At 51.2% G+C, this 24675-nt stretch carries 17 protein-coding genes and 3 pseudogenes; 7 read left to right on the forward strand and 13 right to left on the reverse strand.

Features of this window, described 5'->3' with window-relative positions; all coding sequences use genetic code 11:
* The first annotated feature begins 19 nt into the window (after positions 1 to 19).
* Together LOY38_RS22895 and LOY38_RS22900 are read left to right on the forward strand one after the other, a co-directional pair.
* A complete protein-coding gene (locus LOY38_RS22895) occupies positions 20 to 1159 on the forward strand; it encodes a hypothetical protein (protein WP_258697175.1) in 1140 nt (379 codons plus the stop codon).
* On the forward strand, positions 1159 to 2115 hold the full coding sequence (locus LOY38_RS22900) for a hypothetical protein (protein WP_258697176.1): 957 nt from the start codon (positions 1159 to 1161) through the stop codon (positions 2113 to 2115). Before LOY38_RS22895 ends, LOY38_RS22900 begins: the two co-directional genes overlap by 1 nt.
* A 356-nt stretch (positions 2116 to 2471) precedes the next feature.
* Here LOY38_RS22900 and LOY38_RS30395 read toward each other — a convergent pair.
* A pseudogene (locus tag LOY38_RS30395) lies at positions 2472 to 2540 on the reverse strand (hypothetical protein); the annotation flags it as partial.
* 161 nt (positions 2541 to 2701) lie between these two features.
* On the opposite strand from LOY38_RS30395, the pseudogene LOY38_RS22905 reads away from it, so the two are divergent.
* The 3 genes and pseudogenes from LOY38_RS22905 (at position 2702) to LOY38_RS22915 (ending at position 5427) form a co-directional block, all read left to right on the forward strand.
* A pseudogene (locus LOY38_RS22905) lies at positions 2702 to 3805 on the forward strand (IS3 family transposase).
* A 95-nt stretch (positions 3806 to 3900) separates the two neighbouring features.
* The gene (locus tag LOY38_RS22910; RefSeq protein ID WP_258697177.1) at positions 3901 to 4110 is read left to right on the forward strand and encodes a hypothetical protein; all 210 of its coding nucleotides are present in this window, start codon (positions 3901 to 3903) and stop codon (positions 4108 to 4110) included.
* A gap of 129 nt (positions 4111 to 4239) precedes the next feature.
* On the forward strand, positions 4240 to 5427 hold the full coding sequence (locus LOY38_RS22915; RefSeq protein WP_258697178.1) for a hypothetical protein: 1188 nt from the start codon (positions 4240 to 4242) through the stop codon (positions 5425 to 5427).
* 328 nt (positions 5428 to 5755) lie between these two features.
* Here LOY38_RS22915 and LOY38_RS22920 read toward each other — a convergent pair whose 3' ends face one another.
* The 10 genes and pseudogenes from LOY38_RS22920 to LOY38_RS22965 all read right to left on the reverse strand — a co-directional run bounded on the left by LOY38_RS22920 (position 5756) and on the right by LOY38_RS22965 (position 18257).
* Positions 5756 to 6910, reverse strand: a complete 1155-nt coding sequence (locus LOY38_RS22920) for a hypothetical protein (protein ID WP_258697179.1) — start codon at positions 6908 to 6910, stop codon at positions 5756 to 5758.
* A complete protein-coding gene (locus tag LOY38_RS22925; protein WP_258697180.1) occupies positions 6907 to 8064 on the reverse strand; it encodes a hypothetical protein in 1158 nt (385 codons plus the stop codon). The genes LOY38_RS22920 and LOY38_RS22925 overlap by 4 nt, the downstream gene beginning before the upstream one ends.
* Positions 8065 to 8763: 699 nt before the next feature.
* Positions 8764 to 10755 (reverse strand): hypothetical protein, encoded by a 1992-nt coding sequence (locus tag LOY38_RS22930; RefSeq protein WP_258697181.1) that lies wholly within the window; start codon positions 10753 to 10755, stop codon positions 8764 to 8766.
* Positions 10756 to 11075: 320 nt separating this feature from the next.
* Positions 11076 to 11219: pseudogene (locus tag LOY38_RS22935) on the reverse strand (AAA family ATPase); the annotation flags it as partial.
* A gap of 143 nt (positions 11220 to 11362) precedes the next feature.
* A complete protein-coding gene (locus LOY38_RS22940; protein WP_258697182.1) occupies positions 11363 to 12019 on the reverse strand; it encodes a VOC family protein in 657 nt (218 codons plus the stop codon).
* A gap of 12 nt (positions 12020 to 12031) precedes the next feature.
* Entirely contained in the window at positions 12032 to 13567 is a 1536-nt protein-coding gene (gene tnpC, locus LOY38_RS22945; protein ID WP_258697183.1) for an IS66 family transposase, read from the reverse strand.
* Positions 13568 to 13628: 61 nt separating this feature from the next.
* Positions 13629 to 13964: an IS66 family insertion sequence element accessory protein TnpB gene (tnpB, locus tag LOY38_RS22950; RefSeq protein WP_068933360.1), complete on the reverse strand. Its 336-nt coding sequence runs from the start codon at positions 13962 to 13964 to the stop codon at positions 13629 to 13631.
* Entirely contained in the window at positions 13961 to 14293 is a 333-nt protein-coding gene (gene tnpA / locus LOY38_RS22955) for an IS66-like element accessory protein TnpA (RefSeq protein ID WP_206379650.1), read from the reverse strand. Before tnpA ends, tnpB begins: the two co-directional genes overlap by 4 nt.
* A 155-nt stretch (positions 14294 to 14448) precedes the next feature.
* Entirely contained in the window at positions 14449 to 16641 is a 2193-nt protein-coding gene (locus LOY38_RS22960) for a DEAD/DEAH box helicase (protein WP_258697184.1), read from the reverse strand.
* Positions 16638 to 18257 carry a dsDNA nuclease domain-containing protein gene (locus LOY38_RS22965; RefSeq protein ID WP_258697185.1) on the reverse strand — a complete coding sequence of 540 codons (1620 nt, stop codon included), beginning with the start codon at positions 18255 to 18257 and terminating at the stop codon, positions 16638 to 16640. Before LOY38_RS22965 ends, LOY38_RS22960 begins: the two co-directional genes overlap by 4 nt.
* A 357-nt stretch (positions 18258 to 18614) precedes the next feature.
* Here LOY38_RS22965 and LOY38_RS22970 point away from each other — a divergent pair, with 357 nt between their 5' ends.
* Together LOY38_RS22970 and LOY38_RS22975 are read left to right on the forward strand one after the other, a co-directional pair.
* On the forward strand, positions 18615 to 21260 hold the full coding sequence (locus tag LOY38_RS22970; RefSeq protein ID WP_258697186.1) for an ATP-binding protein: 2646 nt from the start codon (positions 18615 to 18617) through the stop codon (positions 21258 to 21260).
* 433 nt (positions 21261 to 21693) lie between these two features.
* Positions 21694 to 22692, forward strand: a complete 999-nt coding sequence (locus tag LOY38_RS22975; protein WP_258697187.1) for a metallophosphoesterase — start codon at positions 21694 to 21696, stop codon at positions 22690 to 22692.
* A gap of 195 nt (positions 22693 to 22887) precedes the next feature.
* Here the strand turns inward: LOY38_RS22975 and LOY38_RS22980 are convergent, their stop codons facing one another.
* Both LOY38_RS22980 and LOY38_RS22985 read right to left on the reverse strand, forming a co-directional pair.
* The gene (locus LOY38_RS22980) at positions 22888 to 23757 is read right to left on the reverse strand and encodes a hypothetical protein (RefSeq protein ID WP_258697188.1); all 870 of its coding nucleotides are present in this window, start codon (positions 23755 to 23757) and stop codon (positions 22888 to 22890) included.
* Positions 23758 to 23882: 125 nt separating this feature from the next.
* A complete protein-coding gene (locus LOY38_RS22985; protein ID WP_258697189.1) occupies positions 23883 to 24674 on the reverse strand; it encodes a Shedu immune nuclease family protein in 792 nt (263 codons plus the stop codon).
* Between the last annotated feature and the right edge of the window lies 1 nt (position 24675).

Genomic DNA, 24675 nt, shown 5'->3' on the forward strand with positions numbered 1-24675 from the left:
TATATTAAGGATAATGTAAATGAAGACCTGCCTACTGATTGGCTGCGGGGCGGAGATTGGCGCCAATTTACTGCTATTGAATGATCCTCTACAAGACGGCTTTTTCATATCTACTGTAATTACTAACGCACCGTCCACCGATAAGCATTACCCTCATTTATTGCCGATTCACGGCATCGTAGCAAAGTTGGCTTTGGCACAAGCAAACGCACTTGAGCGAATTAAGGTGCTATCGCCAAATCAGATAAAAATCGACGAGAATGTCGTAAATTTTGTATTCTCGAATATTGAGAAAGATGACATTAATGAGTTAGGTCGTTTCGACTTTGCGGTCATTGCGACTTCAAAATCCGATATTCTGCCGGAAAGTGCCGTCGCCCAGAAGGTGAGGAAGGTTGCGCCGATTGTGCTCGGTGTAGCTGAAGCAGATGCCCTGCCAAGCATTTATGGTTGTTTGATTGACTTACCGCATGAGCTATTGCCATCTGTCGCTCCAACAGAGGTTAGCGCGGGGATGTTCTGCTTAGGCTCCTGCCAGTCAAACGGTATGCATGCGTCGTTAAGAGTGTTATTGGAAGCATTGGCGAGCCGTGACAAGGACGCGACTGCAATTCTCTCGGTACAAACAGACATTGTGCATCCTGATACTCCCAATGGCGTACTGGGCACCCGTTCGTTCGAAGGACGTATGCAGGATGCTCGCAACAACCTGCGACCCAGCTTCTCTCAGATCGTCCAAAGCCGCCGCAAGGTTCTGCCATGGGCTGACATGCTGAATACTGTTTCGCTTCGTGCACCAGTCCAAGCACCCGGCTACCAAATCAACCGGTTTGTAATTTCGGATCAGGGAATGTTGCTCAAGAGCGACATCATCGATGCTGCCGCTAAAGTCCATGAGCACTATCCATACATCGCGATGGCTACAGATTTGCCGTTGGGTAGCCGCGCTTATGGCTACCAACCTCGCTGCGGTAGTCTGGTTGCCGACGATAAGCATCTGCTAATCAACCGTCCAGGCTACCTAAGTAAACAAGGTCTGTCCGAGGTGATAGTACAGTCCTATGTCAGCAACACCATTGGTTACTCAGCAGTTGTGCTCGCAACACTACGCACTCTCAGTGCAGGCAAAAAAGTTTCTGTCTTCGAAGGTGTTTGCTAATGGCCAAGTCACATGATGTAGATCTTCTCAGCGCCGGATTTGTTATCAAAACGGCAAGGGACGAAAAATTCAATGAAAAGCTGACCAAGGAGGCTTTGCAAATCAAGGCACTATGCCAACTCCATCCTGATCAGATGATTCCCGTAATCCATGAAGGCGCGATAAACGGACGAGCCTTCTACGCATTAGAAAAAATCTCGGGCAGCACGCTCTCTAATATTGTATTCGACGCCAAACTGGCCAACACTTCGAAACGCGCCTCTCTGCAGAAAGCGCTGGCCACGATTGGCCCGGCAATTTCCAGGGAGTACCAGAGTTCGAAAGGAGAGCGCTTCGACCTCCTTCATAAGCTGCAGCAAGAATGGGACGAGATCAAGAGTCTTGATCCCATGTTTCTTGAGTGTCCTATTTTCAATAGTGTAATGCTTAACGAATCATTGTTCGAGATTTATACAAAAGCATCAAACTTTGCCAGGTCTGAAAAGTTCTCTTCCGTCGATGTTGCACATTTGAATTTTCATTTTGGAAACGTGATCAGCAAAGATGGAAATGGGCCAATTGTGTTCATTGACCCGGACGACTCAGTGAGAGGAGCAGATCCTCTGTTTGGCCTTGCGCGTTTTGCATTTTCCTTTTGGCATGAAATTGGCACCGAATCGCGAGGAAAAGTGGCCGTCGACACCCAGGCGGATGGTAAACGGCACTACCGACTTGCGGAGGCGGATCACCAAACACTGTTGGATGAAGTTCCGGAGATCTCTCACCTCGGTGGCATTGCAGACTGGATCCTGTCGGAGGATCTCAAGCGTCTTTACGCTCTGACAGTGTATTGCTTCCTTCGCAGCATCAGGTTGAATCGCACGACAGTTCCAGCACCATGCGGCGAGGCCCTCCCTCAAGAGGTTCTGGCGTTAGGTTGTATTGTCTTCCTTTCTGGACAGTGCCCACTTAATTAAAGAGCAGGTCACCGGGAGCACGTTGATTACGTTGCACCCGGTGGCCATCCGACATCTCTCAATTCCCCATCGCTACTTTGCTGCCGCCGCTGTCATGATAGATATCTTGATGACCTCGCTAGGGCCTGTTGCCATTTCATATAGGTAACCAAAGAAAGGCGCAGGCCATCGCGAGCACACTCTCGTAATTTCTCCGTAAGCGATCCACCGAGTACACATTCACCGCCGTCATTTGAAGCCTGATGCTGTGCTCCCGATCTTTTCAGAGCTCTACCCCAAGCCCGTGGACTTCCGAAGGCGCGCAAAGACTTACCATGCTCACCTCGCCACGAGCGTAAAAACGCTCTGAGCTCGCTGTAGTCGTCGAGGCTCTCGGGAAGTAAGGTGCCTTGGCCTCGATGTTCACCTTGGATAAAGCGCTTCATGGACGATCCCTGCGATGAAATCCTCAGAAATCATAGCAAGGGTTCGCGAAGGCGTTTTTACACACTCTGGGCCAATAGCGGTCGTTGATGGCCGGTGCTACGAGCTCGGCGGTAGTGCCGGCATAGAATATTGAACCGCCCACTCCCGACGTTCCTCTCATTTGCAGTTCAAAGAGTCCCATAACGTTCAGCCCAAGTTAGCCAGTCGTTCACTCGGCATCGGCGAATCGGCCTTGCGCCGTTGGGTTGATCAAGTTCAGAAGTAACGCCATGGCGTTACTCCGCAGAGCAAAGCGCTGACACCGTAACAGCAGAAAATCCAGCAGGAACTGGAGCTCGTATCGCTCGGCTTGAGCGAGAGAAATCCAACTTAAAAAAGGCTGCCGCGCTCTTGATGTCGGAAGAACACGTTCGCGCTGATTACCAACTGAGTGTCCACGAGCCGGTTAATTGGCTGTGCAAGGTGTTTGAAGTCACCCGCTCGTGTTTCTACACCCAGCGTCTCAGACGCCGAACTCCTGATGTTGAGCGGCTTCAGCTGCGCAGTCGAGTCAATGAACTGTTCACGCAAAGTCGCAGTGCTGCGGGCAGCCGCAGCATCTTGTCGATGATGCGTGAAGACGGTGAGCAACTGGGCCGGTTCAAGGTTCGTAGCTTAATGCGCGAACTTGAGCTTGTGAGCAAACAGCCAGGTTCTCATGCCTATAAACGAGCGACGGTTGAACGACTGGATATCCCGAATACGTTGAATCGAGAGTTCGACGTCCCGGCACCAGGGCTGGCGTGGTGACATCACTTACATCTGGGCTCAGGGCAAATGGCATTACTTGGCTATTGTGTTGGATCTTTGCGCGCGCCGGATAGTGGGTTGGGCATTGTCGGAAAAGCCGGACGCCGAGCTGGTAATCAAGGCATTGGACATGGCCTATGAGCAACGTGGAAGACCTCTGGGTTTGCTGTTTCACTCGGATCAAGGATCCAGTATGCGAGTCGTTTATTTCGCCAGAGACTCTGGCGTTATCGCATGCGCCAGAGCATGAGTCGCCGGGGAAATTGCTGGGACAGCGCCGATGGAGCGAGTATTTCGGAGTTTGAAAACCGAATGGATACCGACCACAGGCTACTGAACGGCCCAAGAGGCCCAGCGCGACATCAATCATTTTTTGATGCATAGGTACAACTGGATTCGGCCCCATCAATTCAACGGTGGGCTGGCGCCCGCTCAGGCCGAGAAAAAACTTAACGTCGTGTCCGGGATTAGTTGACCACTACACTCTGTGCGAACCATCGATAGCCGAGCGACAAGATCCCATCAAATTATCCTACTGCTACGCTGTCCTTTTTCCATGGAGGAATCGCGATGCCAAACTCTAACCTGCTCCCTTCCCTGCTATTCAAGATCAACGAAAACCAGCAAGCCCTTGAGGCTGCCATCATGGAAACGACACTCTGGGTCGAGCAGCGTGGATCGAGTGAGGTTGGAGGCAACGTGCGTGGTGCGTTGGACACGATCAGAACCAATGAAGAGTTCATCAACATGACGCTCGCTGTATTGATGGCGCCGGAGTGATCTCCTACGAAGAAGCCAAGTGAATAGCTGGACGTTACGCCCCCCCCGGGCATCACTCGCAAAATTTGACTTGAGATTGGAGAGACAGAATCTACGCTGGTATCGGAACGCCAAACGCCGGATAAGTCTATGTACAAAATCGTGACCTTCTCTCCCAGGGAACTGTTCGACAAAGTCTGGGAAACACCCGTACTAAAACTGGCCCAAGAGATCGGCATATCAGACGTTGCGCTTTCCAAAGCATGTCGTAAAGCTGGACTGCCCCTGCCCCCTCGAGGGCATTGGGCAAAACCAGTGTCTAAACGCCCTAGTAAGCCAAAACCTCCCACCGACGAACGCCCCCTCACTTTCACGGTATTGGATCGAAGTACGCTTCCAGTTCACAGCGCTGCGCCTGTTCAGCCGAAAGCAGTTCGCTCAGTAATCGAAGTGCCTCACATCCTATTAGCTCCTCATCCTCTGGTGAGCAAGTGGTTGAAATGCGTTAACGCGGCCAAGCGCCATGAAGGCTATCTCGTGACCACGGGCAAAAATGTGCTCGATGCCAAAATCTCTATCGGACTCATTGATCGCTGCGCACTGATCTTCGACGCCCTGATAAAAGAGAGCGAGGTGCTCGGCTTCAAGTGGAAGGTCACGGACGACAAAACGCTGGTAGAGATCAACGGCGAGCACCTTGGGATCAAACTTGTGGAGCGCTTGAATAAACACGTTATCCCGCCACCGCCGCCACCCGCCCCTAAGCGCAATGCTCGATGGGAACCCGATTTCTCGATGCTGCGTTCGCCCCAGTTTGAATGGTCTTCCACCGGAGAGTTAAGCCTGCAGATTGATGCACGCGCGGAATATGGAAAGAGGAAAAACTGGACGGATACTAAGACCGGGAAAATCGAGGAAAAGCTTACGAGCATCCTTGATGGTTTCGGTTCGATAGCTGAATCCGTGAAAGCGCTGCGCTTGAAGAATGAAGAGGATCGTCGTGAGCGAATGGCTCAAGAAGCGGTACGACTTGAACGAGCCAAGCGTGAAGAAACTCATAGACGCCTGCGTCACAGACTCGTGAAAAATACAAAACAGTGGGAGCAGTCTCAGCGCCTAAGGGCATTCATCCAGGCGATCTGCGATGCCAGTGACGATACCTCAGAGCAAACTCAGCAACAAACTGCGCTGTGGGTGGCCTGGGCTACATCGCAAGCGAACCTTCTCGACCCACTGCACCCAAACACCTCATCCGTCACTTCGCTCACCGTAGAAATTGAAAGCTGGTTCAACGGCTATGGAATGATACGTACAGAAAAGGACTGGTGGTCAGAATGAAAGAGCACATCCGTTGATCGATCCGGGTTTGTTCTGACAACTCGCAGATCAACGCCGGCTGCGCCCATGCTTATTAAATCCAAGATAGTAGTAATATCCGACTACAGAGACACAGCATAGAAGAGACTGTGCTTCAGATGTTTCCTCAAACCCAGTCTCACACTCCAAAATTACGACGCCCCCTCAAGCGAGCTGAGTGCCCATGATCCTCTTGAAGCATCTGCGTCGCTTCCATGCCGATGCTTGATGTATAGTCATGTTCGTGCGTTCAAGCCTGGCGCGGCCCAATTCGTATGGCTTGTTCAACACCCGAAGATCAAATAACCGCTTATGGAACGGCAGGTTTCGCAGCTGCTTTTTCTTTCGACAGCGACTCGATCTTATCGATCAGGTACTTTTCCAGATCCTTGTCGCGTGCAGACAAATCGGCCAACATTTTGGCGGTCGGCATCTTGTCCGGCCCCTCAGTGACTTTGATCGAAATCGATTGATAGCTCTGGTTGACGGGCGCCTCGAACATTACGTACTTGGAGATCAGGTCATCATTGTCATATACCCAACCACTTTTCAGCGTATCGAATGACAGGGCTGGTTTATTGGTGCCAAATACAAGTTCAATCATCACCTTGCGTTCGAGTCCATTGGCCGTATTTTTGTGCAGCGGTTTTGGGTAGAAAATGTAGTTCGGCTTGATGGTGTATACCATTTTGTCGTTAACGACGGTCGGCACCACATGAAGTTCGGCGATGAAGGACGGGTCGCTGGCTAGATTGTCGAACGGCTTAGGTGACTCGTTGAAGGTAGTGCCTGGTACCGCCATGCGATATTTATCGAGGAGTTCGGTGTTAGCCCCTGAAAATTTGGTGAAATCCTCCTTGTGCTTGGTATGCCCGTTGTGGGCTTGATATTCGCCTGCCACGATCAACACGCACAGATCGTTGTCGCTGCCTTGAATTTTGGTTAGTTTGTCATACCGCTCCCTGGCGGCATTTTCAGCCTCCGCCACGGATGCAACAAGCCCCTTGTCTGTGGCTCTAGCTTTAGGATGGGCTTGCTGGTAGCTATCCCGTGCCTCCATCGCTGCCTCGGCTACTTGCCCATCGCGGTTTTGCTTTGCCTCCTGTGCGGTCGATTCGTTCGGCCAAGCATTTGACTTGTCGAACGTGAGGTAGGCATTCGCATTGAGGACTACGTCTGCACTTAAGTAAGCAGCCTGTTTGTCGAGATAGTCCTTCCCATAAGCAATGCCTTCCTTGACGATGTAACTGAGTGCTGAAATTGCCAGCGGCGGTAACGATTCCGCTGAAGCCCCAAGCGACTTACAGACCCCGCTTTGTCTGACAAACACCCTGGTTTCGGCAACCGGTGCGTGTGTTTTTACCGAACCGTAGTCGGCGTCTCCGGTTCTGAATGAGTTAGGTGTTGGAGCCGTGCACCCTACAACTGTTACAGTAAGTATGGCGATGGATAATTCCTTTCTCATAGTGGATTTCCTTTCATAGAAGTAAGACGGCCATAATTGGTTTTGGCCTTTGCTTGGCAGCTATTTTTAGTGCTATCAACACCTGAATGGACTCCCAGCAGCTGGATTTTCTTGTTGGCTGAGTCATAGGCATAGACAGGAGCACCAGAAAATCCAACCAGCGTGCTGCAGGTGTGGGAAAAGCAACCATTAGCCTGTATGTCTAAGGCTCGGCAATAACCGACCCCATAGGGACTCCACATCAGTTTTTTTAGATAGTCACCACTGGAAATACCTTTAAATGTCAAGTTGTCTCGCAGTGTCGTGTTATACACAACTCCTGGCACAAAAATCCCATCTTCCCAATTAAACTCGCGCAGATCTGGGTTGATCCTAGGGAGTGTGGAAGAATCAAGTTTAGGTGTCGGGGCTTGTATAAAGACGATGTCGCAAGGACTTGTGAACTTGCAGGGGGTAGTTGAGTTTATAAGAACGAATTTACCATCGAGTAACAGATATCGGGCGTCCATGCCGGGAATGCAATGGCTCGCGGTGACCCACTCCCCATCTTTGTAAACAGAGGCCATGCACTGGTGTTTTCTATTGATGTCGACGATAGATGTAACCAGTGATAACGCCTTCAGATAGCCCGTTTTTGCTTCTTGATTTTTGTTAACCTGGGTCAGTGCTTCATCGAGTTGTTGATTCCAACTCGGGCCATTTGGGCGGTCAAAGCTGGCAAAGCATTTTTCGGCTTGTTCCTTAACTTGGTTTTCAGGAACGGCATCCAGTTCGCCTATACAACCCGCAGCCTCCTCTCGCATCTTTTGTTTTGCTAAGGCACTAGGGCCAGCAGTTTGAACGTGGTCGACCTCATTCTTAAAAATCGGAAATTTTTCGACGATGCCGGGGCCGTTTTTATCGCCTACCGTTTGATCGGTCTCGTGGCTGCGTTTCAGCAGGGGCGTGGCGATATCCGTTAAATCGGCTGATTGTAGATAGCTCATTTGGCGCTGAGATTCAGGTGCCCAATCAACACGCTGACCTCTGTCGTAGTGGCTCTCCGGCCCAAAATTGCCGATTTTCTCCAGATTTCCGCCTGCCATTCCACGGGTGGTAAAGACCATCGACACCATCATGGCCAGCGCGCTGAGCTGTGAGAGTCCGTTCTTCATGGGCCTAAAGTCCTACTAAGTGCCACCTCTTTTTATGTATAGCAGCGAAATGATGTCCAAGCCGTCTTAAAAAAATCAAATAGTCATTAGCAACCCGACGTGCCCATCACCAGCATTATTGGCCCATCAGTCTGTAGCCGCTCGATGACATCTCTGGCAAAATCAGCGGCCTGACGTCCATCCCGAATCTCGACCTATTGAACCCTTAACAATTGCGCGCTCGCTGCGCATTTGATGCCGAGCGTCGAAAATCTCGATAAAAAGGTCGAGACGCGGACAAGCAAGTCCCCCTCACAAGACGATCAACAAGACGCTCGCGCACGAGATCGCTCTGATCAAGCGCTTCAAGTTTTCCAGCTAAAACAAGCAACCAAGGCCAGCTTAAGCCAGCTAATTTGATGATCTGATCGATATCGACATCCCGGCGATTGAAGCCGAAGCGTTGCAACTGACCCCGGGAACGCCCAAAGCACGCCAGCAACCTATGCTTACCCCATCGCCACCGCAGGTTTCTCGCGCGCGGCTCCACCACGAGCCGAACAACAGCCATCACCAAAGCAGGTAGCCCCTGGAGCGTACGAGACAACCCAGTTGCTATCCGTTCCTCCTCATAAGGAAAATGATGGTGCCTGAATCAATCCACTCATCAGACCCATCGGCTACACGATGTAACAGCCGGTTAGGAATCACATACAATGACTATTTAGTTACAATCTTTGGTGAGTTATCTATCGAGTCAGCGATCCCGGCATGAACCTGGGCCACAGGATGCACAGAGCCATTCATCCAGTCTTCCTGGATTTTTCCGTCGACGAATCTGGCTTGAGTCAGAACCGAATCATTTGACATCCGTAACCCTCTCATTCGCGTTGGGGAATAGGATTCCCATTGGGTGATATTTTGCATAGGTCTCCATGAAGGATCTAAGTCATGACGTGGGTCTCTCCATCCGGGAAGATCTGCCCAATCACATTTTCCATCACGTCGGTCACAGGCACTCGCTACAGCACACATTGTTCTAGTACCTGTAGGCGACTCAAAGCCTCGCTGGGACTCTATTGGCGTCCACCCAAGCTTGGTAATAGCTGCCCTTTGAGCGACCTGTAAAGGCACTATGAAATCCCTTACGATCTCTTCCGCATGCTCGTCTTCTATCCTGTAGACAAAGTTATTGAACTTACCTCTAGTTATTAAGCGCTTATTCCCTTCATTAATAGAGAAAGCACTCAGTGCAGCATTCCCCTGCCCCATTCGACCAGAACATACTTCTGACAACTTCTCCGGTAGCGGATTGGGGTATATTAGTTCCTTTATTCCATTGCCTTTAACGTTAAACAGATTGATGAACGTCCAGGCCAGATCGGAATACATCAAATAAGTTTGGTCTTTCGCCATTTTCCCTGCGGGTTTTGGTTCCTGTACTTTCATCAGTCCCCGAAAAGTCGACAGAGTCCACGTCCTAAATAGTTTTTCGATGGTTTCGGATTTCCCTACTGCAGTTCGAGGAACGAGCCCCCACATGACGACCCCAGAAAACCCAAAATCATTTCCACCAAACGACGTCAGAAGTTCATCAGGCTGGCGCAAACTGCCCTGACACTTATCATATTTGAACTCACCATAATAAGGACTAGACCGTAAGCCTTCCCGCTGTGGTCGGAATGACTTTGAAAATCCAGGAATAGTCTTTCCATCACAAAGCACGGCAATAGCAGCATTAAGTTGAGACTTATTCAGAACTGTCTTAGTGCTCTTGTCTTCAACAAATACTGTTTTTTCTGGCCTTCGCTCCTCCTTTACCTTCAGAGCGACCGTGATATTTCCCCCATCACGAGTCCACCCTTTTTGAACCCTTCGTGCCCCAACTACCACAGGAGGATTGCTCTGTGCTCTAAAAAATCCATCATAGGCTTCAGCTCCAGAACAAGAAAAAGATGCAAATCGAACCACTAGGTGTGGATCGGCAACGGCTTTTCTTATCGCGTAAAGCGATTGCCATGACAAAAACGATCGATGGCACGCGGTATCCCACCAATCAGCCGACGCCGTAAATCTTTGGTTACCCATGTTTTCCTGAAGAAACCAATCCAAGGTCTTCAGACCGGTCTTGTTTTCTTTTCCCGAACCTTTTTCCGGTACCGTGTTCGTAATAGCTGCGTAGTCGGGATTACCTTCACCTGAAGCAAAGGAGTCGCCGACGGCGAGAATCAGTTTGGTTGCGATACGCTGATTTATAAGCTCTTGTGCTGACGCACCGTCTACCGAAACAGAAATAGTAAAGGGAGTGTCCTCCTTTATCTCCGAAGCTTTGACTTTAGTGTCGCAGGGTACCGCCGAACCAATCAAGTTTCTGTCAATGCTCCACTGACATGTCCGCCCTTGTACTGTCCCTAGATAGCTCAGAAGAACGTTATGGGAAGGATTGAACAGACCGTCATTGTTATAAAGTCCATTTTTTTCGTCCCACCATGTGTTCTTAATTGGCAGCAACTTCCTTAGAGATGCTGCGTTTTGTGTCACAAGGAAAGCCTCTGCCGACATTTGTGGCTTCCACGCCTCTTTGAGCGTTTGGAAGTCTGCATCGCTTTTGAATTGTTGAAATCCATTGGCAACCTCCCAAGATATTTCTGCCGCTCCAGCTGGAACCACCGGTAGCGCAAGAACAGCAGTAAGCGCGATATACCTTCGCATGAGGATCAATCTCCTACATGAATGAAAATACAGCAGATCAGTTATAGCAGTCACTCATACGCTTTGCTCAACACCTAAGGAAGAACTGCTAGGTATTTACGTCATAACCAAGCCAAAAATACGAAAGCACCACACGCTGGGCGGCTGACTGTCGGCGCTGATTGAAAACTGACCCACCCTGCCGATTGAAAACTGACCCAGGGCGGATTGCTGATTTTTGGCATCAGCAATTGAGGATAAGCTTAGCAGTCGTGTCCCGGTGGAAGAGACATTAAAGCCCCACCGCATGTGGGCATGCGGTGGGGTATTTTTGGTGCAGATCAAAACAGCTCATCGTCCTCGGCACCATCATTGTCTTTGCGCTTTCGTTCACGTGATTTGATCTTGGTCTGGGCGACCAAGCTGCTGTCTTGCAGGCGGTAGGACTCGTTGCCCGTTTCGACGATGTGGCAGTAGTGTGTCAAGGCACTGTACTTTGGACGCTCAATCTCTTGACGCGTAAGCGCCCGGGCAACACACCCTCCTGAATCCAAACCTCAATGAAGCACACACAGCGCCCCCAGCGTTGGGATCAGAACGAGATTGGCTGAATGATTAGGCCAATGCATCACCAGTTCATAATCATCGGCAACCCAGGACGGAAATCGTGTGTCTGGCCGCTTGCGCCATGATCGATTTCCAATACGACCAGATGCTCATGACCATGAACAATTTCAAATCCTTTCAGCTGGTTTGCGCAGTTGGCAGGGGTAGAAAAAGCTTGGCTGTTGGGAGTGGTAACTCGCACAGATGTAATGTCGCGAAAGCCGTTGGGATGTTCAAACGGCTGCGCTCGCTCAATTGGAGCCTCATCTGGTCTCTTGGCAAACGAAAGAAAAAACCACATCGGTTCGGATATAGGCGCATGTCCCACGTCGACTTTCAGGGCAACTGGTAAGTAAACAGGTCGATACTCCCAGACCGGAAATATTGGCTTCTCGCCTACGGTGGATGGTCTGAAGCAAATTCCAAAGGGCGCGGTGACTCCATCTGCGCACTTGAGGCGGTCAAAGAGTTGGGTTGGCGCTGTTAACTGACTTTGAGCTTCTAACTCATCGGTGAGATGTAAAAGCTCAATGAAAGAGTTTCGGAAGAAGAACCTTCTATTGGCAGTGCCTTGGCCTGGATGTACGTTTGGCGTCCCTTCAGCAAGCCCGAGGGCTTTCAGAGCATCAGCGCCTCGACCGTCATCATTCACACAAATAAAAATGTGATCTATTTCCATCGTTAATTCCCTTTAATCCTGTGATTTGATTGCCCAATTATTCGGCAACAGGTCAGCAACTTCACTAGCCCGCTGCGTCGGCAGGCGCGTGAGCACGTCCTTCAAATAAGCATACGGATCATGCCCATTGAGTCGCGCAGACTGGATCAAACTCATGATCGCTGCCGCCCTTTTTCCGCTGCGCAATGATCCTGCAAAGAGCCAATTCTTGCGTCCAAGCGCCCATGGTCGGATCTGGTTCTCGGCCCAATTGTTATCAATGGGTACGGCCCCGTCGTCGAGGTAGCGCGACAGCGCTGCCCAGCGTTTCAGACTGTAATCGAGTGCTCTGCTGATAGCCGAACCTTCGGGCACGAGATCACGCTGGGCGATCATCCAGGCATGCAGCATGTCCATCACGGGCACGGCTTTTTCTTGTCGTATTCGGCATCGTAAATCCGGCTCCAGGTCGCGGACTTCGCTCTCGATTTCGTAAAGCAATTGGATGTAACGCAGGGCCTGCTCGGCGAGCATGCTCTTGTTGGTCGCGTGCAGTTCGAAGAACTTGCGCCGTGCATGGGCCATGCAACCGATCTCGGTCACGCCGAGTTCAAAGCTGGCCTTGTAGCCGCCAAAATCATCACAGACCAGCTTACCCTTCCAGTCTTTCAGGAAGTTGCGAGCATGCTCACCGGCCCTGCTGGGGCTGAAGTCGTAAACCACCGCTGACAAGTCCGAGAACTGGCTGGTGGAGTAGGCCCAAACATAGGAACGGTGGGTTTTCTTCGAGCCCGGCGCGAGCATCTGCACGGGTGTTTCATCGGCGTGGATGACTTGCTGCCCAAGCACCACGTCGCGCAGCGCGTCGACCAGCGGCTGTAACTGCACGCCAGTCATGCCAACCCATTGAGCCAACGTTGAACGTGGAATCGCCAAGCCCGCTCGACCGAAAATCGACTCCTGGCGGTAAAGCGGAAGATGGTCGGCAAACTTGACAATCATGACGTGGGCAAGCAGCCCAGCGGTCGGGATGCCCTTATCAATGACCTGCGCCGGAATCGGTGCTTGGATCAGTGTTTCGCAGTCATCACAGACCCATTTGCCACGGATGTGGCGTTCGACGGTAAATACGCCGGGCGTGTAGTCCAACTTCTCGCTGACGTCCTCGCCGATGCGCTTGAGTGCGCAGCCGCATTGGCAGCGAGTATTGTCCGGTTCGTGATGGATCAATGTGCGTGGAAACTCTGCCGGCAATGCAGTGCGCTTGGGCTTTTGCTTTTTCTCGGTCGTCGCTGGCACTGTTTGCAACGCCTGAAGCTCTGCTTCAGTCGCCGCGATATCGGTATCGATCAAGTCATCTAGCAGGCTGGCCTGCTCAGGATTCATCTGCTCGCTACGCTTGGCAAACTTCAAACGCTTAAGTTGGGCAATCTCGTGCGTCAGTTTCTCGATCACCGTTTGATCGCGGTTGATCTTCTTACCCATGGTGTCGACCTGTGACAGCAGTTGCGCTGCCAAAGCGCGCAGTTGGTCGGGGGACATTTGGTCGAGATTGGGCGAAGAATTCATGCCCCTGATTTTGCCAGAACGGGCAGTTCGCGGCGATAGACCGATAGGCTAATGGCAGCCGTTAAAGCAGTGTGATCACGCCGCCGGAACCCGCACGTTGCCATGGCAGGCCTAATACCAAGGCTTGGAGTTGCTCGGTGTCCAACTGCATTTCAGAGCCATGACGAATGCTTGGCCAGTGGAACCTACCTTGGTTCAACCGACGTGCAGCCAGCCAGATACCGAAGCCGTCATGCACCAGAACTTTCATGCGAGTGGCGCGGCGGTTGGCAAATAGATAAGCACAGTGCGGCTTCGCCTCACCGAACACCGCGATCACCCGGGCTAACGCGGTTTCGGTGCCCGCTCGCATGTCCATCGGCTCAGTAGCGAGCCAGATGAAGTCAATGCGGATCATCGCAGCAGGTCTCGAAGAAAGGTCGCGCAGGCAGCAGCATTTTCGCTTGGCCAGTTCACTTTGACGGTGCCGCGCGGGTGTGGAATTTCGAGACAGATCATGGCTGGGGTGATATCCGGTCGTGACGCCGACGACGGCACTGTCACCGGAATAAATGCAGGTTGCAGGACAAGACTATTTTGCGATTGCAGCCGAATCCACTTATGGACGAGGTTCGCGTTGAGGCTATGGCTCAGTGCAACATTGGCAATCGAAGCGCCGGGCTGGGCACACTCTTGAATGACCTGGGCCTTGAAGGATTTGGAATAGGAACGGCGTGTTGACTGCATGAAATACCCGCTTAAAAGGCTAGAACTGGTGCCCACTTAAATTTAAGTGCACACCATGTCTTGGCGTTGTGGGGCTGGGTAGATGACTTGGCCGGACGGATACCTTGACGCAGTCGGATGCACAGCTTCATTAGCTTGAACGCGGCGGCGAACCATTAAACAAATCCCGGAGCGATTCCCAAAGCCCTTTTTACAAACGTCTGATCCACGTGGCCAATATCCCACCAAGCGTCGGCGTTAGCCCTAAGGTAATCGGACAACCCATCAACGCCCACTTCAGGAGGAAACTCCATCACTGAGGCAAGACGGTGCAATGTCTGCACTGGAATGCCGATCTCTTCCAAAGCATTCACCCCCGGTGGTAGGTGAAGGTTTTCGAAAATCATCCTAAGGTGACCGTAATCGACCTTGCCTCGAATACTTTTCTTAGCTGCGCGCAAACGAACGACATCCTCTAGCAGCCCAAGCACCTTAGGAATCGTGTAACCGAAAGTATTTGTTACCAGCTTAAGATCGTTGTTGAGCATGGTCGAGAGGGTGGCATCTTCGCCCTCCTCGATCCGTTGCCTGGCGTACTCAATCTGGCTTTTCAGATAACCCGAGTAGCTTTTCGCGTTAAGGTAACTCACTAGCTTTGCAACGATCACCTCGGTGGTTCGGGTTTGCACTCCATTCCTTGTAAAGGACTTGGGCACTATCCGCGCTAAGACTTTTGCTAAGGTCTTCAGGGACTCACCGGATGGCAACCAATGGAAGATGAGAGACTCGAACTCCTCCTCCCCTAGCATCTCAAGCAAGCTGTAGAGCTGTTCGAACTGCTCCATTTTGAAGAACGAGTGCTTTTTCACGAGCTCAATCGAGAAGTGGTCTTGCGCAAACGCCTCTTCAAATCTGTCCTGAGAATACTCAGACAGATGATCAGGCTGTGCGCTCGCCAGCATGTTTAGTGGTGTGTCTGCATCCTGGACACCCAAGGGAACTTCGACCTCTTGGTTCAGGTTGTCCTCCGGCACATCTTCCAGACAGAACACCTTGCCTACGAAGTGGACGCCCATACGGCCCGCGCGCCCCTTAATATTGCCGTGCGTGAATTTGTCGATGCCTCGAGTACCGTCACGATTGTCATAAATCACTACGTTCTTCGCGACGGTGTTCACACCTTCAATGATTGTAGAGGTACACAACAAGAAGCGAATGTCACCGGCATTGAATCGATCCGCCGTGTATTGCTGAAGTGCTCTGGGTAAGCCACCAAAGTGCAGACCAATTCCGTGCTCGAGAGCATAGGTATAGTCCCACTCTGGGTCGAACTCTTCGGCGACCCAATCGATGTGCTCACTTTTAAATTCCGCCCCGTAACCAAGTCGAACGAGTTCACGGGCCACTCTCCCGGCGACTCCTGACGACTTGCAGTAGATGATTGTCGCCCCTTGGCAATGCGGTGCGATCTTGGCCAACGCCCTGAGCTTCCCGTCATCGTCGTTTGCATCCACGCCAAACGTCTGTACATCAACTGCAACCGTATTGAAATCGGCTGAAATGAACGTGTGGTCATATCCAAGCTCAGTCAGGCCGCGAATGCTGTTCACAAAAGGGCCGGTGAGGTAGAACTGTTTGGACACCTTCAACAGCTTGCTAAGGGCGATGTTGAGTTCAATAACCCTCTCATCGTTGTAGTCAGTATTTCCGTTTTTAAGCTGCCGAAACGCTAGCTTGTAAAATTCGTCGATGACAAACAGGTCGATGTCTTCGATGTCGTCCCGTTCGTTAACCCGCTCCTGAGTCAGGACGTACACTACCCAATCGGAACGGCACTCCTGTGAGCTGTGGTGAATTATTTGGTACTCGGCACCAAAGCGGTCTTGCAGACGCCGGCGAGTCTCGTCGGCCAAAGCGACGGTAGGCACAACCAAGACCACACGCTTGAAGCAGCCTAGCCCGAGCAATGAATCGACGATTGCGCTTTTGCCCATACTGGTTGGAGCACTGAGTACGACATTGCGTCCAGTCTTAAGCAGATCAAAAATGTGGAACTGCATGGAATGAAATACGAAATCGTGGGAAAACGGCGTCCGATAGAGATCTAGAACTACTCGTTCCTCGGGCGTTAGCGCTGAGAATTCCTTTTTGAGGTAGGGAAAAAGTCCAGCTTTCCTGACCATGTTGCGCAGAATGCCCACATGGTCTGTGAACTTCTCACGGGCATCCAGCGCCCGGATAGTCAGGTCGCGGCCAAGAGGGGTGGACACTGGGTTAGACAGAAGGCTATTGATAGCTGCCAAGTAACGGAATGCTGAAAAGCCATCGGTACCCAAGCTGAGCTTCGCTGCAATGTAAATTTCAGTCATACGGCCTCCCTGACCTTTTGCTCAACCATCCTTGTTAATTTATCCAAACTCGGTGCCGGATAGATAAACACATCAATCGTGAGCCCCGCGAACGGCGAGTCAGATTGTAGGTCATCTGCAAACGCTTCGAAGAGAGCGGCCGTTTCCTGCTCTAAATGATCCTCGTGGTCAGAGGTCTCAGGGTCTGTGAGGAGTGGAGAGTCGTAACCCACGAACAGCACAAACCTGAACCGATCCAGGTATTTGTCGAAGGGGTTGCTCTCGTCCAAGATCACATCGATGTCATGCCTTAACAGATAGTTATCATCTTTTATGTCGAGGATTTTTCCCCTGGCATTGTTGAAACACTCTGAGATTTCGTCGTATAGCTGGTCTCGGATCTCCGGTAGCCGCGTCTTGATATCGGCCACTGAGACCAGCTCACTGAACCCAACCCAAAGCTGGTCACCCTCAGGATCACGACGGACGATATGCACGTTTTCGAGAATTTTTTCTTCATCATCCCCATCTAGATAGAGGAGGCACGGGATAGGTTGGCTTTCATGTACCTGGCGTATCGTGGCATGGAGAAGCACTCGGCCTAGAAAAGAGCGAACGTCTGTTAAAGACGCGAACACCATCGTTTGTAACCGCTGCCCTTGTTCAACAAGAGACAGCTTGTGGATGTCTGCCAACTCCTTCGGACGAAGAAACACTTCATCCAGCCATTTGCATACATTGTCAACGATGTGCGTATAGCGATAGCGTCTGAGGCTGTACTGCTGATGGAGCACACGACCGTTTCGCTTAGCGCAAGGTGATGCGAGCGGATTCCGAAAGGGCACGAGTATGTGCGGCAGTTCGCGCTTGACGTAAACCTTCCGACCAGCACGTCTCTGATCGTCGTCAACTAGCTGTTTGAACCAGGTGTTCAAATCCGCCCGCATATATGATTTGTTGTCTACGGAATTGATCCTGCGGGACGAGGCACCTTTGCGGGTGACCGTATCCAAGATCCTTCGCCAGATGTCCTCCGCGCACGCCTCTGTGCTGAGCCCTACCCCGTGGAGTTCCTGAGAAGCGAGGCGAATGTTCCTCACCCCGAGCAGCTCAATCTCCCGCATGGTTCGAAAGACCTCCCAGTACGCGGCATCTACCCACGCTGCTACGTCCACGCCACTAGGAGCGCAATAGTCTGAAGTCTTTGCGTTTAGGTAATCAATCAAGTCCTCACGGCCCGGTTTGCCCGCCCGATCGTTTCGATTGATCTGCAAATACTCAAGGGTCACATTTACCGGGTGCTCAGTTACGACGCGAAATCTTCTCGGGACTGTGAGGCTTGGCTCACTCTGCATGGACTTGTGAAGGATGGAGCTGCTGGGGATTTTTTTGGTCTTCCCAGAACCCTTGGAGAGCACGACCAAATCAGATTTGGCCCAATGCGCTTTCGAGGTGGTTTTCACCTGTACGAATTCTACGAAGTCGTCGTAGACGACATCAATGTCGTCCGTGACTTCGCACCGAACGCGCTGGATAGATTTGTCACGCAACATTTGGGTGACGTAAAAGGCGGCGACACAATCCTGAAAGATGAAGCCGTGCTTGGCGGCTACACCGCCAGCGTCATTAGGTTCCATCTCGACTTCCGTGGCATGTATGCATTGGAATCTATGGTAATAACACTCCTCCGTCCATACCCTTGGTGGCTCTTTGCCTTCGCAAGTGGACAGCGATAAGCTCGAAATCACATCTCAGGTCAATCTCACGAGCTATTGATGTGGCCGCTAACCTCTCGTGCATTACGCAGATTATTCCGGGAGGCAGATGATGAAGATCGATTTCCGGCCTTGTCTGATCTGATCATCAGGCTGCCTGCATGCCGGCGGTCGCTCACCATTATTGCAGATGAGTGAGGCAACCATGTGTTGACTATGCTTCATGGCGATTGTTGGGGCGGCGCATTGCCAAGCTCCACCACGGACGGAGCAAAACGCATGAGCCTGGTCGACGATCTATTGCTGTGGTCTGCCGAACTTAAAGATTGGCAGCGAGATGCTCTTAGACGCCTATTCACCCAAGACACACTCAGTCCAGCTGACCTTGAAGGTCTTGCTGGAATGGTGAAAGAGGCCCATGGAAATGGCCTACCGTCCCCTGAGCGCGCCTCGCCACTGACTCAAGATCATGTTGCAGGGGTCGGAAGCGGTGCGACTGTCCAGCTTTTAGGGCTCTCCAACCTTTCCAATATCAACGGTTTCCCAGCAGGGCGTGGATTCGACCTTCAGCCTAATGGCTTGACTGTGTTGTTTGGCGAGAATGGTGTCGGGAAATCAGGTTACGCCCGGCTGCTCAAAAACACCTGTCGAGCCAGGCGACGCGACAATGTCCGCTGTAATGCTTTCGGAGCGGCGGGGGTGCCAGCGGCGGATGTCTCATTCCTCGTCGATGGCGAGCGTCATCAAACTACGTGGACGCAGGGAGAGCCTTCAAACTCTGATCTGAGCATGATCTCCGTTTACGACGCTGCCTGTGCTATGGATTACGTGGAAGAAGAAGGAACGCCTGTCTTTTTACCTTATGGCCTTGGGCAAATGAATCGCCTTGTGCTCGCACAGCGAGAGTTGCATCGCATTATCACGGCAGAGCGGGACGCAGTAATTCTTAATGCAGGGCTCTTCGACCTTTTGCGGGGGGAGACAGAGGTGGGTGCTCTCATTAACGCATTGGGTGTGGGGACTGACGTGGAAGTCATGAGAGCCCTAGCCGTTTTGAGCGAAAGAGACGAAGCGCGCTTGGGGGAACTCATACAAGCTCTGCAGGACATGAATCCAGAACCTAAGGCTCAAGCTTTAGACAGACAGTCAGAGCGGTTAGAAGTCGGCGCTACGCACGCCTCGTCAGCTTATGTCCTAGTGTCTGACGAAGCTCTGCAGACACTCCGACGCCTTTATGATGAAAACATAGATGCGGACGCGGCCTACCAAGCTGCACAGAAAAATCTACGCGAAGTAGATGACGCAACGCTTCCTGGAACTGGCAACGGTCTTTGGAAACTACTTTATGAGGCCGCCGAGCGCTTCTCTTCTGCGGATGCGTACCCAGACCACGCGTTTCCACACACAGAGGATGGAGCGAAATGTGTTCTGTGCCAGACAGTTCTGACCCCTGACGCACAGAAACGCATGCGAGATTTTTCAACCTTCGTCAACGAACATGCAGCGGCAAATGCAACCGCTGCTGCTAAAGCACTTCGAACAGCATTAGCTGTATTGAACAATGCGAACTTTACCCCTCTCGACGCTCCCTCATTGGTTGAATTACTGGCGAGAGCGCCGGATGAGCATGCTCATTTGACTGCAGCATGTGAAGCCTGGCAATTACGCAGAGCATGGCTGACATCGGCAATCGAAACGAATGACTGGACTCAGGCTATTCCAGCCTTCCCTGACGGCGATCGTCCCGAAGTCCGATTACGCCGATTGATAGAAGCCAACAAATTAGCAGCCGAAACGCTGCGAGAATCTGATGATCCGGACAGTAGAGCGCGACTTCAGGAGGAGCTTAATCAGCTCAAGGCTCGTCAGGCGTTCGCAGTATTACTGCCACAGGCAGAGCAATATGTTCACAACAGCCTCGTGCGGCAAAACCTCGATAAATGCCTAGCAGCACTAAGCCCGACCGGTATCTCAACTAAAATGACGAACCTAGCCAGGCAGTACGTCACTTCTGCTCTGGCAGACGCCATGACGACCGAATTGCGGCTCTTGGGCTATCGTCGTGATATTCAACCTGAACTCGCCGGACGGACAAGCGCAGGGATGACCAAGGTCACCTTGAAAATCAGAGGCTCCAACCTTGACGCTCACCATCTTCTTTCAGAAGGTGAACAGCGTGCGATTGCGCTAGCACTGTTCTTGGCGGAGATCCGTTCATTGCCTCATCAGTCCACCGTTATTTTCGATGATCCTTCGACCTCACTGGATCACCGTTACCGTCGAAAGATGGCTGAGAGACTCGCGTCGTTGGCAATCGAGCGGCAAGTCATCGTTCTCACTCATGACGCGGTATTCCTCACAGAGCTGAACACAGCGCAACGAAAAGCGGGAGTAGAGGCAAGCTACAAATCTGTTCGTTGGGATAACGCGCCAGGACAAATAGTCGACGGTCTCACTTGGGAAACTATGAACTGCAAAATGCGCTTGGAAGACATTGCTAGGACTGCAAAAGAAATACAGGAGACGATGGGTACGTATATGAACGACGACTGCGCACAGGCTGTGACGAGGGCATACGGCAAATTACGCGGCACCATTGAAAGAGCTGTCCGCGAAGAATTCATGAACAATACCGTGCAGCCTTTTAGCGACGTAGTGTCAGTTGAATCCTTCGGAGCAGTGATCGGACACCCCCAAGCAGAATGGGAAACGTTGATCGATATTTACGACCGGTCTTGCGAGGCGATTGAAGCACACGATACGCCCGCAGAGCGTCAGCTACCCATTCCTCCCCCTGAACAGCTTTTGAGTGATATCCAAGTCGCTGTCGAAATGATTGGAGAAGCCGCGAAAAGAAGAAAGGCGTACGAAAGGGTACGATCGGATCGCAACGCTGCTCGGAAAAAGCCGTTTCAAGCAGCCTGACGCGTCTGATACCTATGCTCGCCGCACAGAAAAGAGCAGTGCTTGGCGGCGAGCATTTTGATCTCGCCCACAGATAGTCATGTTGCAATGTTAGTCCCTCCCGCTCCCCTGCTATTCGCGATAAAATAGACCAGCTTCGCTGCCAGATCGCCATCGTGGATCAGTGAGGTAGCGCACCTGCTCAAGCTAGAGCCAGGTACAACAACACAATCGAAAATATACGGGCATCTAGACCGCCGCTTCAGCGCATTCACGCTCCCCCAACAGCAGGCCACTTTGGCTAGGCCTGGCGCAACGTTTTTGCTTGCCGAAACAACCTTAGGAGCCGGCTCGGCGCGGTATAATTGGACGCAAATCTGCAACGGATTTGGGGCTTTTCTTCTTCCTCAACTCAATGTGAATGCGACGAATCAGCTCGGGAATCCTAGAATTTATGACCAAGGTACTGAGGCTCACGCGAAACGAGTGCGGTAGGGATTTCGTAGTCGGTGATATTCACTTCAAGACGATTGATCTCCACAAGGGCCTCAGGGCTCTAGGATTCGACAGCACGGTCGACCGGGTGATAGCTGTAGGCGATCTGATCGATCGTGGGCCTGGAGTTCTCGATGGATTGAAGCTGTTGGGAGAGCCTTGGTTCTTTACCGTCATGGGTAACCATGAGTTGATGCTGATTGATGCCTTCCGACGTGATCCGGAAGCCAGATATGCGTCCCATGGCGCGGGCTGGTGGTCGACGATTGCTGATGAATCAAAAGAGATGATCATCTCCAAGCTTGAGAGGCTTCCTACGCTAATAGAGATCGAGTCACCCGTTGGGACAGTTGGTGTTGTACACGCCGACATACCTGGCGGCATTACATGGCCTGAGTTCGTAAGGAGCATCGCGAACCCGCAAATCGAAGAAATAGCCCTCTGGGGACGAGAGCGAATCAAGAAACATCATCGTCAGGGCGTCGCCGGCGTATGGCGGGTCTGCACAGGACACACATGGATTCCCCAACCCTTACGTCTTGGAAACGTGCTTGCGCTTGATTGCACTGGGGGCGGTGAAGGGCCTCTTGCGATTTATTGCGTTCAAGACGATACCATTTACGTTGAAGGGCGCTCAGTTGCGCTTGATCAGTCCGAAGTCCTCACAGAACTGCTTAGAGATCTGGAGCGCGTGCAGTCGGAAATTAAAACCACGTTAAGTGCGCACAAGCTCATCGAATCCCAAACCTTGAGCAGCGAAGCCGGCGAGATAGTAATTCGAGCCAACACAGCATGGCTGTCCCTGCAGTCTGAGATTGAAGCATCTCAAAAGCTCATGAATGCACTCCATGGGCTTAGCCTCGTTAGAGGGGATCAAAGGGCAGCAAAGCTTGAAGAACTCAAATCCAGATATGAAGGGACGCAGGTCGAAGGACTGCTGGACAGACTGATCAACTGATGACTGGCGCACCCGGTTTAGCGCTCGACAGAGGAGTCGAAAACCCGCTCCAGCTGGCAATTGCTTCATGGCAGTTTCCAGCTAAATGAGATTCCTCGGCGCATCCCGAAGCGAGTAGCCCTACGAGGCTACTCATGGTTCAAGTACCTAAGCGTAAACAACTCGCGCCAATTCCAATTGCACACTCGTAGAGTGTTAAAGTTTAGACTGCTGCTCTAAAAAATTATTTGTTTTCTCTAGCGCACCGAGAAGAGGATGCAAATATCGACGGGCATTCGAAGGTATGTCATCGAGCATGAAAAATGTCCGATAGTATTCTGTGACGACCTTACCATTTCGTTTGGAAATTATATCAAGCATTACCTTTTGGGTTATTGACGCCTTGTTAGCCTTATAACTTCGCTGTATAACGCGACTTCGCTCAACCAATCTATCCCTTGTACAATGATTTAATAAATAATCCTTCACAATACGGAAAAACCAATCCGGCGCAGATACTGTTTCAAATCGTCCGGTAGTTAGGACATTTTTCTTCAGTGCGGCGATTGCTGTCTCTCCATGTAGGTTTTTTAGAAATTCAGAGTAGAACGCACTGAAGTTCCCTAGTAGCTCGTCCCCATAAATTTTGTCAGATGGCCCGATCAGAGCACAGCACGGGGCTGGAGCTCCGGGTGCAACCATTCCTAGACTGTAGCCGCCAAAACAGGCGGCAACGGCAATTAATAAGTTAAAACTTGTAGCTTTATTTAGTTTACGAAGCGCATCCGCAAGACTAGACCAGCCTAGGAAACTTCCATCCGAAAATACAAGCCCTTTCTTGTCCTCGCTTCCATGAACTTCTATATGTAAAATTGGGTAATCACCACCAGTAGCCCGTATGACCTCTTGATCAATCAAACTCAAAAAATCTGCAACGCCAAGCACCCTTGTAAACTCTATAGACAACCCTGCGGGAAAGTCACCTGACATCCCATTCAAGCGATCCCGCAACATCAACCCTGAAGGAAAGTCTTTCTCTGTTAGCGACTCTACTATTAAAAGCCTATTAAATTCGAAGTCCGCCACTATACAACTCCTTTTACCTATACCGAACCCCTATGATGCTTGCAGGAGGAACTCTGTTCCAAACTGAGCGATAACTTCAGGTGAGCGGCTCTGTGAATTTAAGGGGCGCAGATACGCGATCAGCGTCAGCGACGACCCACGCTAGGTAGCTTTCGCTCGATCTCGAACCCACCTTGCAAGCTGATGATCTGCCACCGACGTCTGCTCGTAAAGATGTCAGCTCTCAACTCATCATTGATCCTGATCAAGCTCGGATCTAGATACGTAAAAATCTGATCCGATACAAATTGCTTAGAGAGAATATCCAGATACTCGTTTTTCCGGGCGCAGACGTAGAGCGGGTACTTTGTATGTAAGGATTCGAGCAAGCTGTCGAAAGAAAGTATTTTAAAGTCGGCTGACTCCCGCGCGCGAATAAGAGACCGCCTCAGATTACTACCTTCAAATTCATCTCTGCGGCCATGAACTAAAACGTATTTGATGTGGCATTTGTTGTACCCCATTGGGGTACGGATTTCTCCAAGGGTGCCGTTGACAAACCCTTCAAAATTTCCTCCTGTCTCAAACCAAGCTTTCCATCTGTTAATCTGCTCTAGAGCGGCGAGAAAATCGGGATGAATATCATTGCTGTTGTTCCTAAAATAGCGGGATTGAGGTTTTTCAATCTCTATTAGAACGAGATTCCAGTCGGCGGAGCTTTTAGACATGTAGAAGAAATCAGGTGCGTAGTCGCTCGCCAGATGTAATTTCCGAAATACAAGATCGAAATGCACGCCGTGATTCTGAACAAATTCACGAGGTACAAGTTGGGTGTGCTGTTCAATAAATTCTTGATAGACCTGCTCAGGATGAGCGTCACTCATCAATGCCATGAACCTATTTTTAAGGTCTAGCAGATAACCTGAATCATTGAACATA

The organism is Pseudomonas sp. B21-015 (assembly GCF_024749285.1).
Classification (GTDB): Bacteria; Pseudomonadota; Gammaproteobacteria; order Pseudomonadales; family Pseudomonadaceae; genus Aquipseudomonas.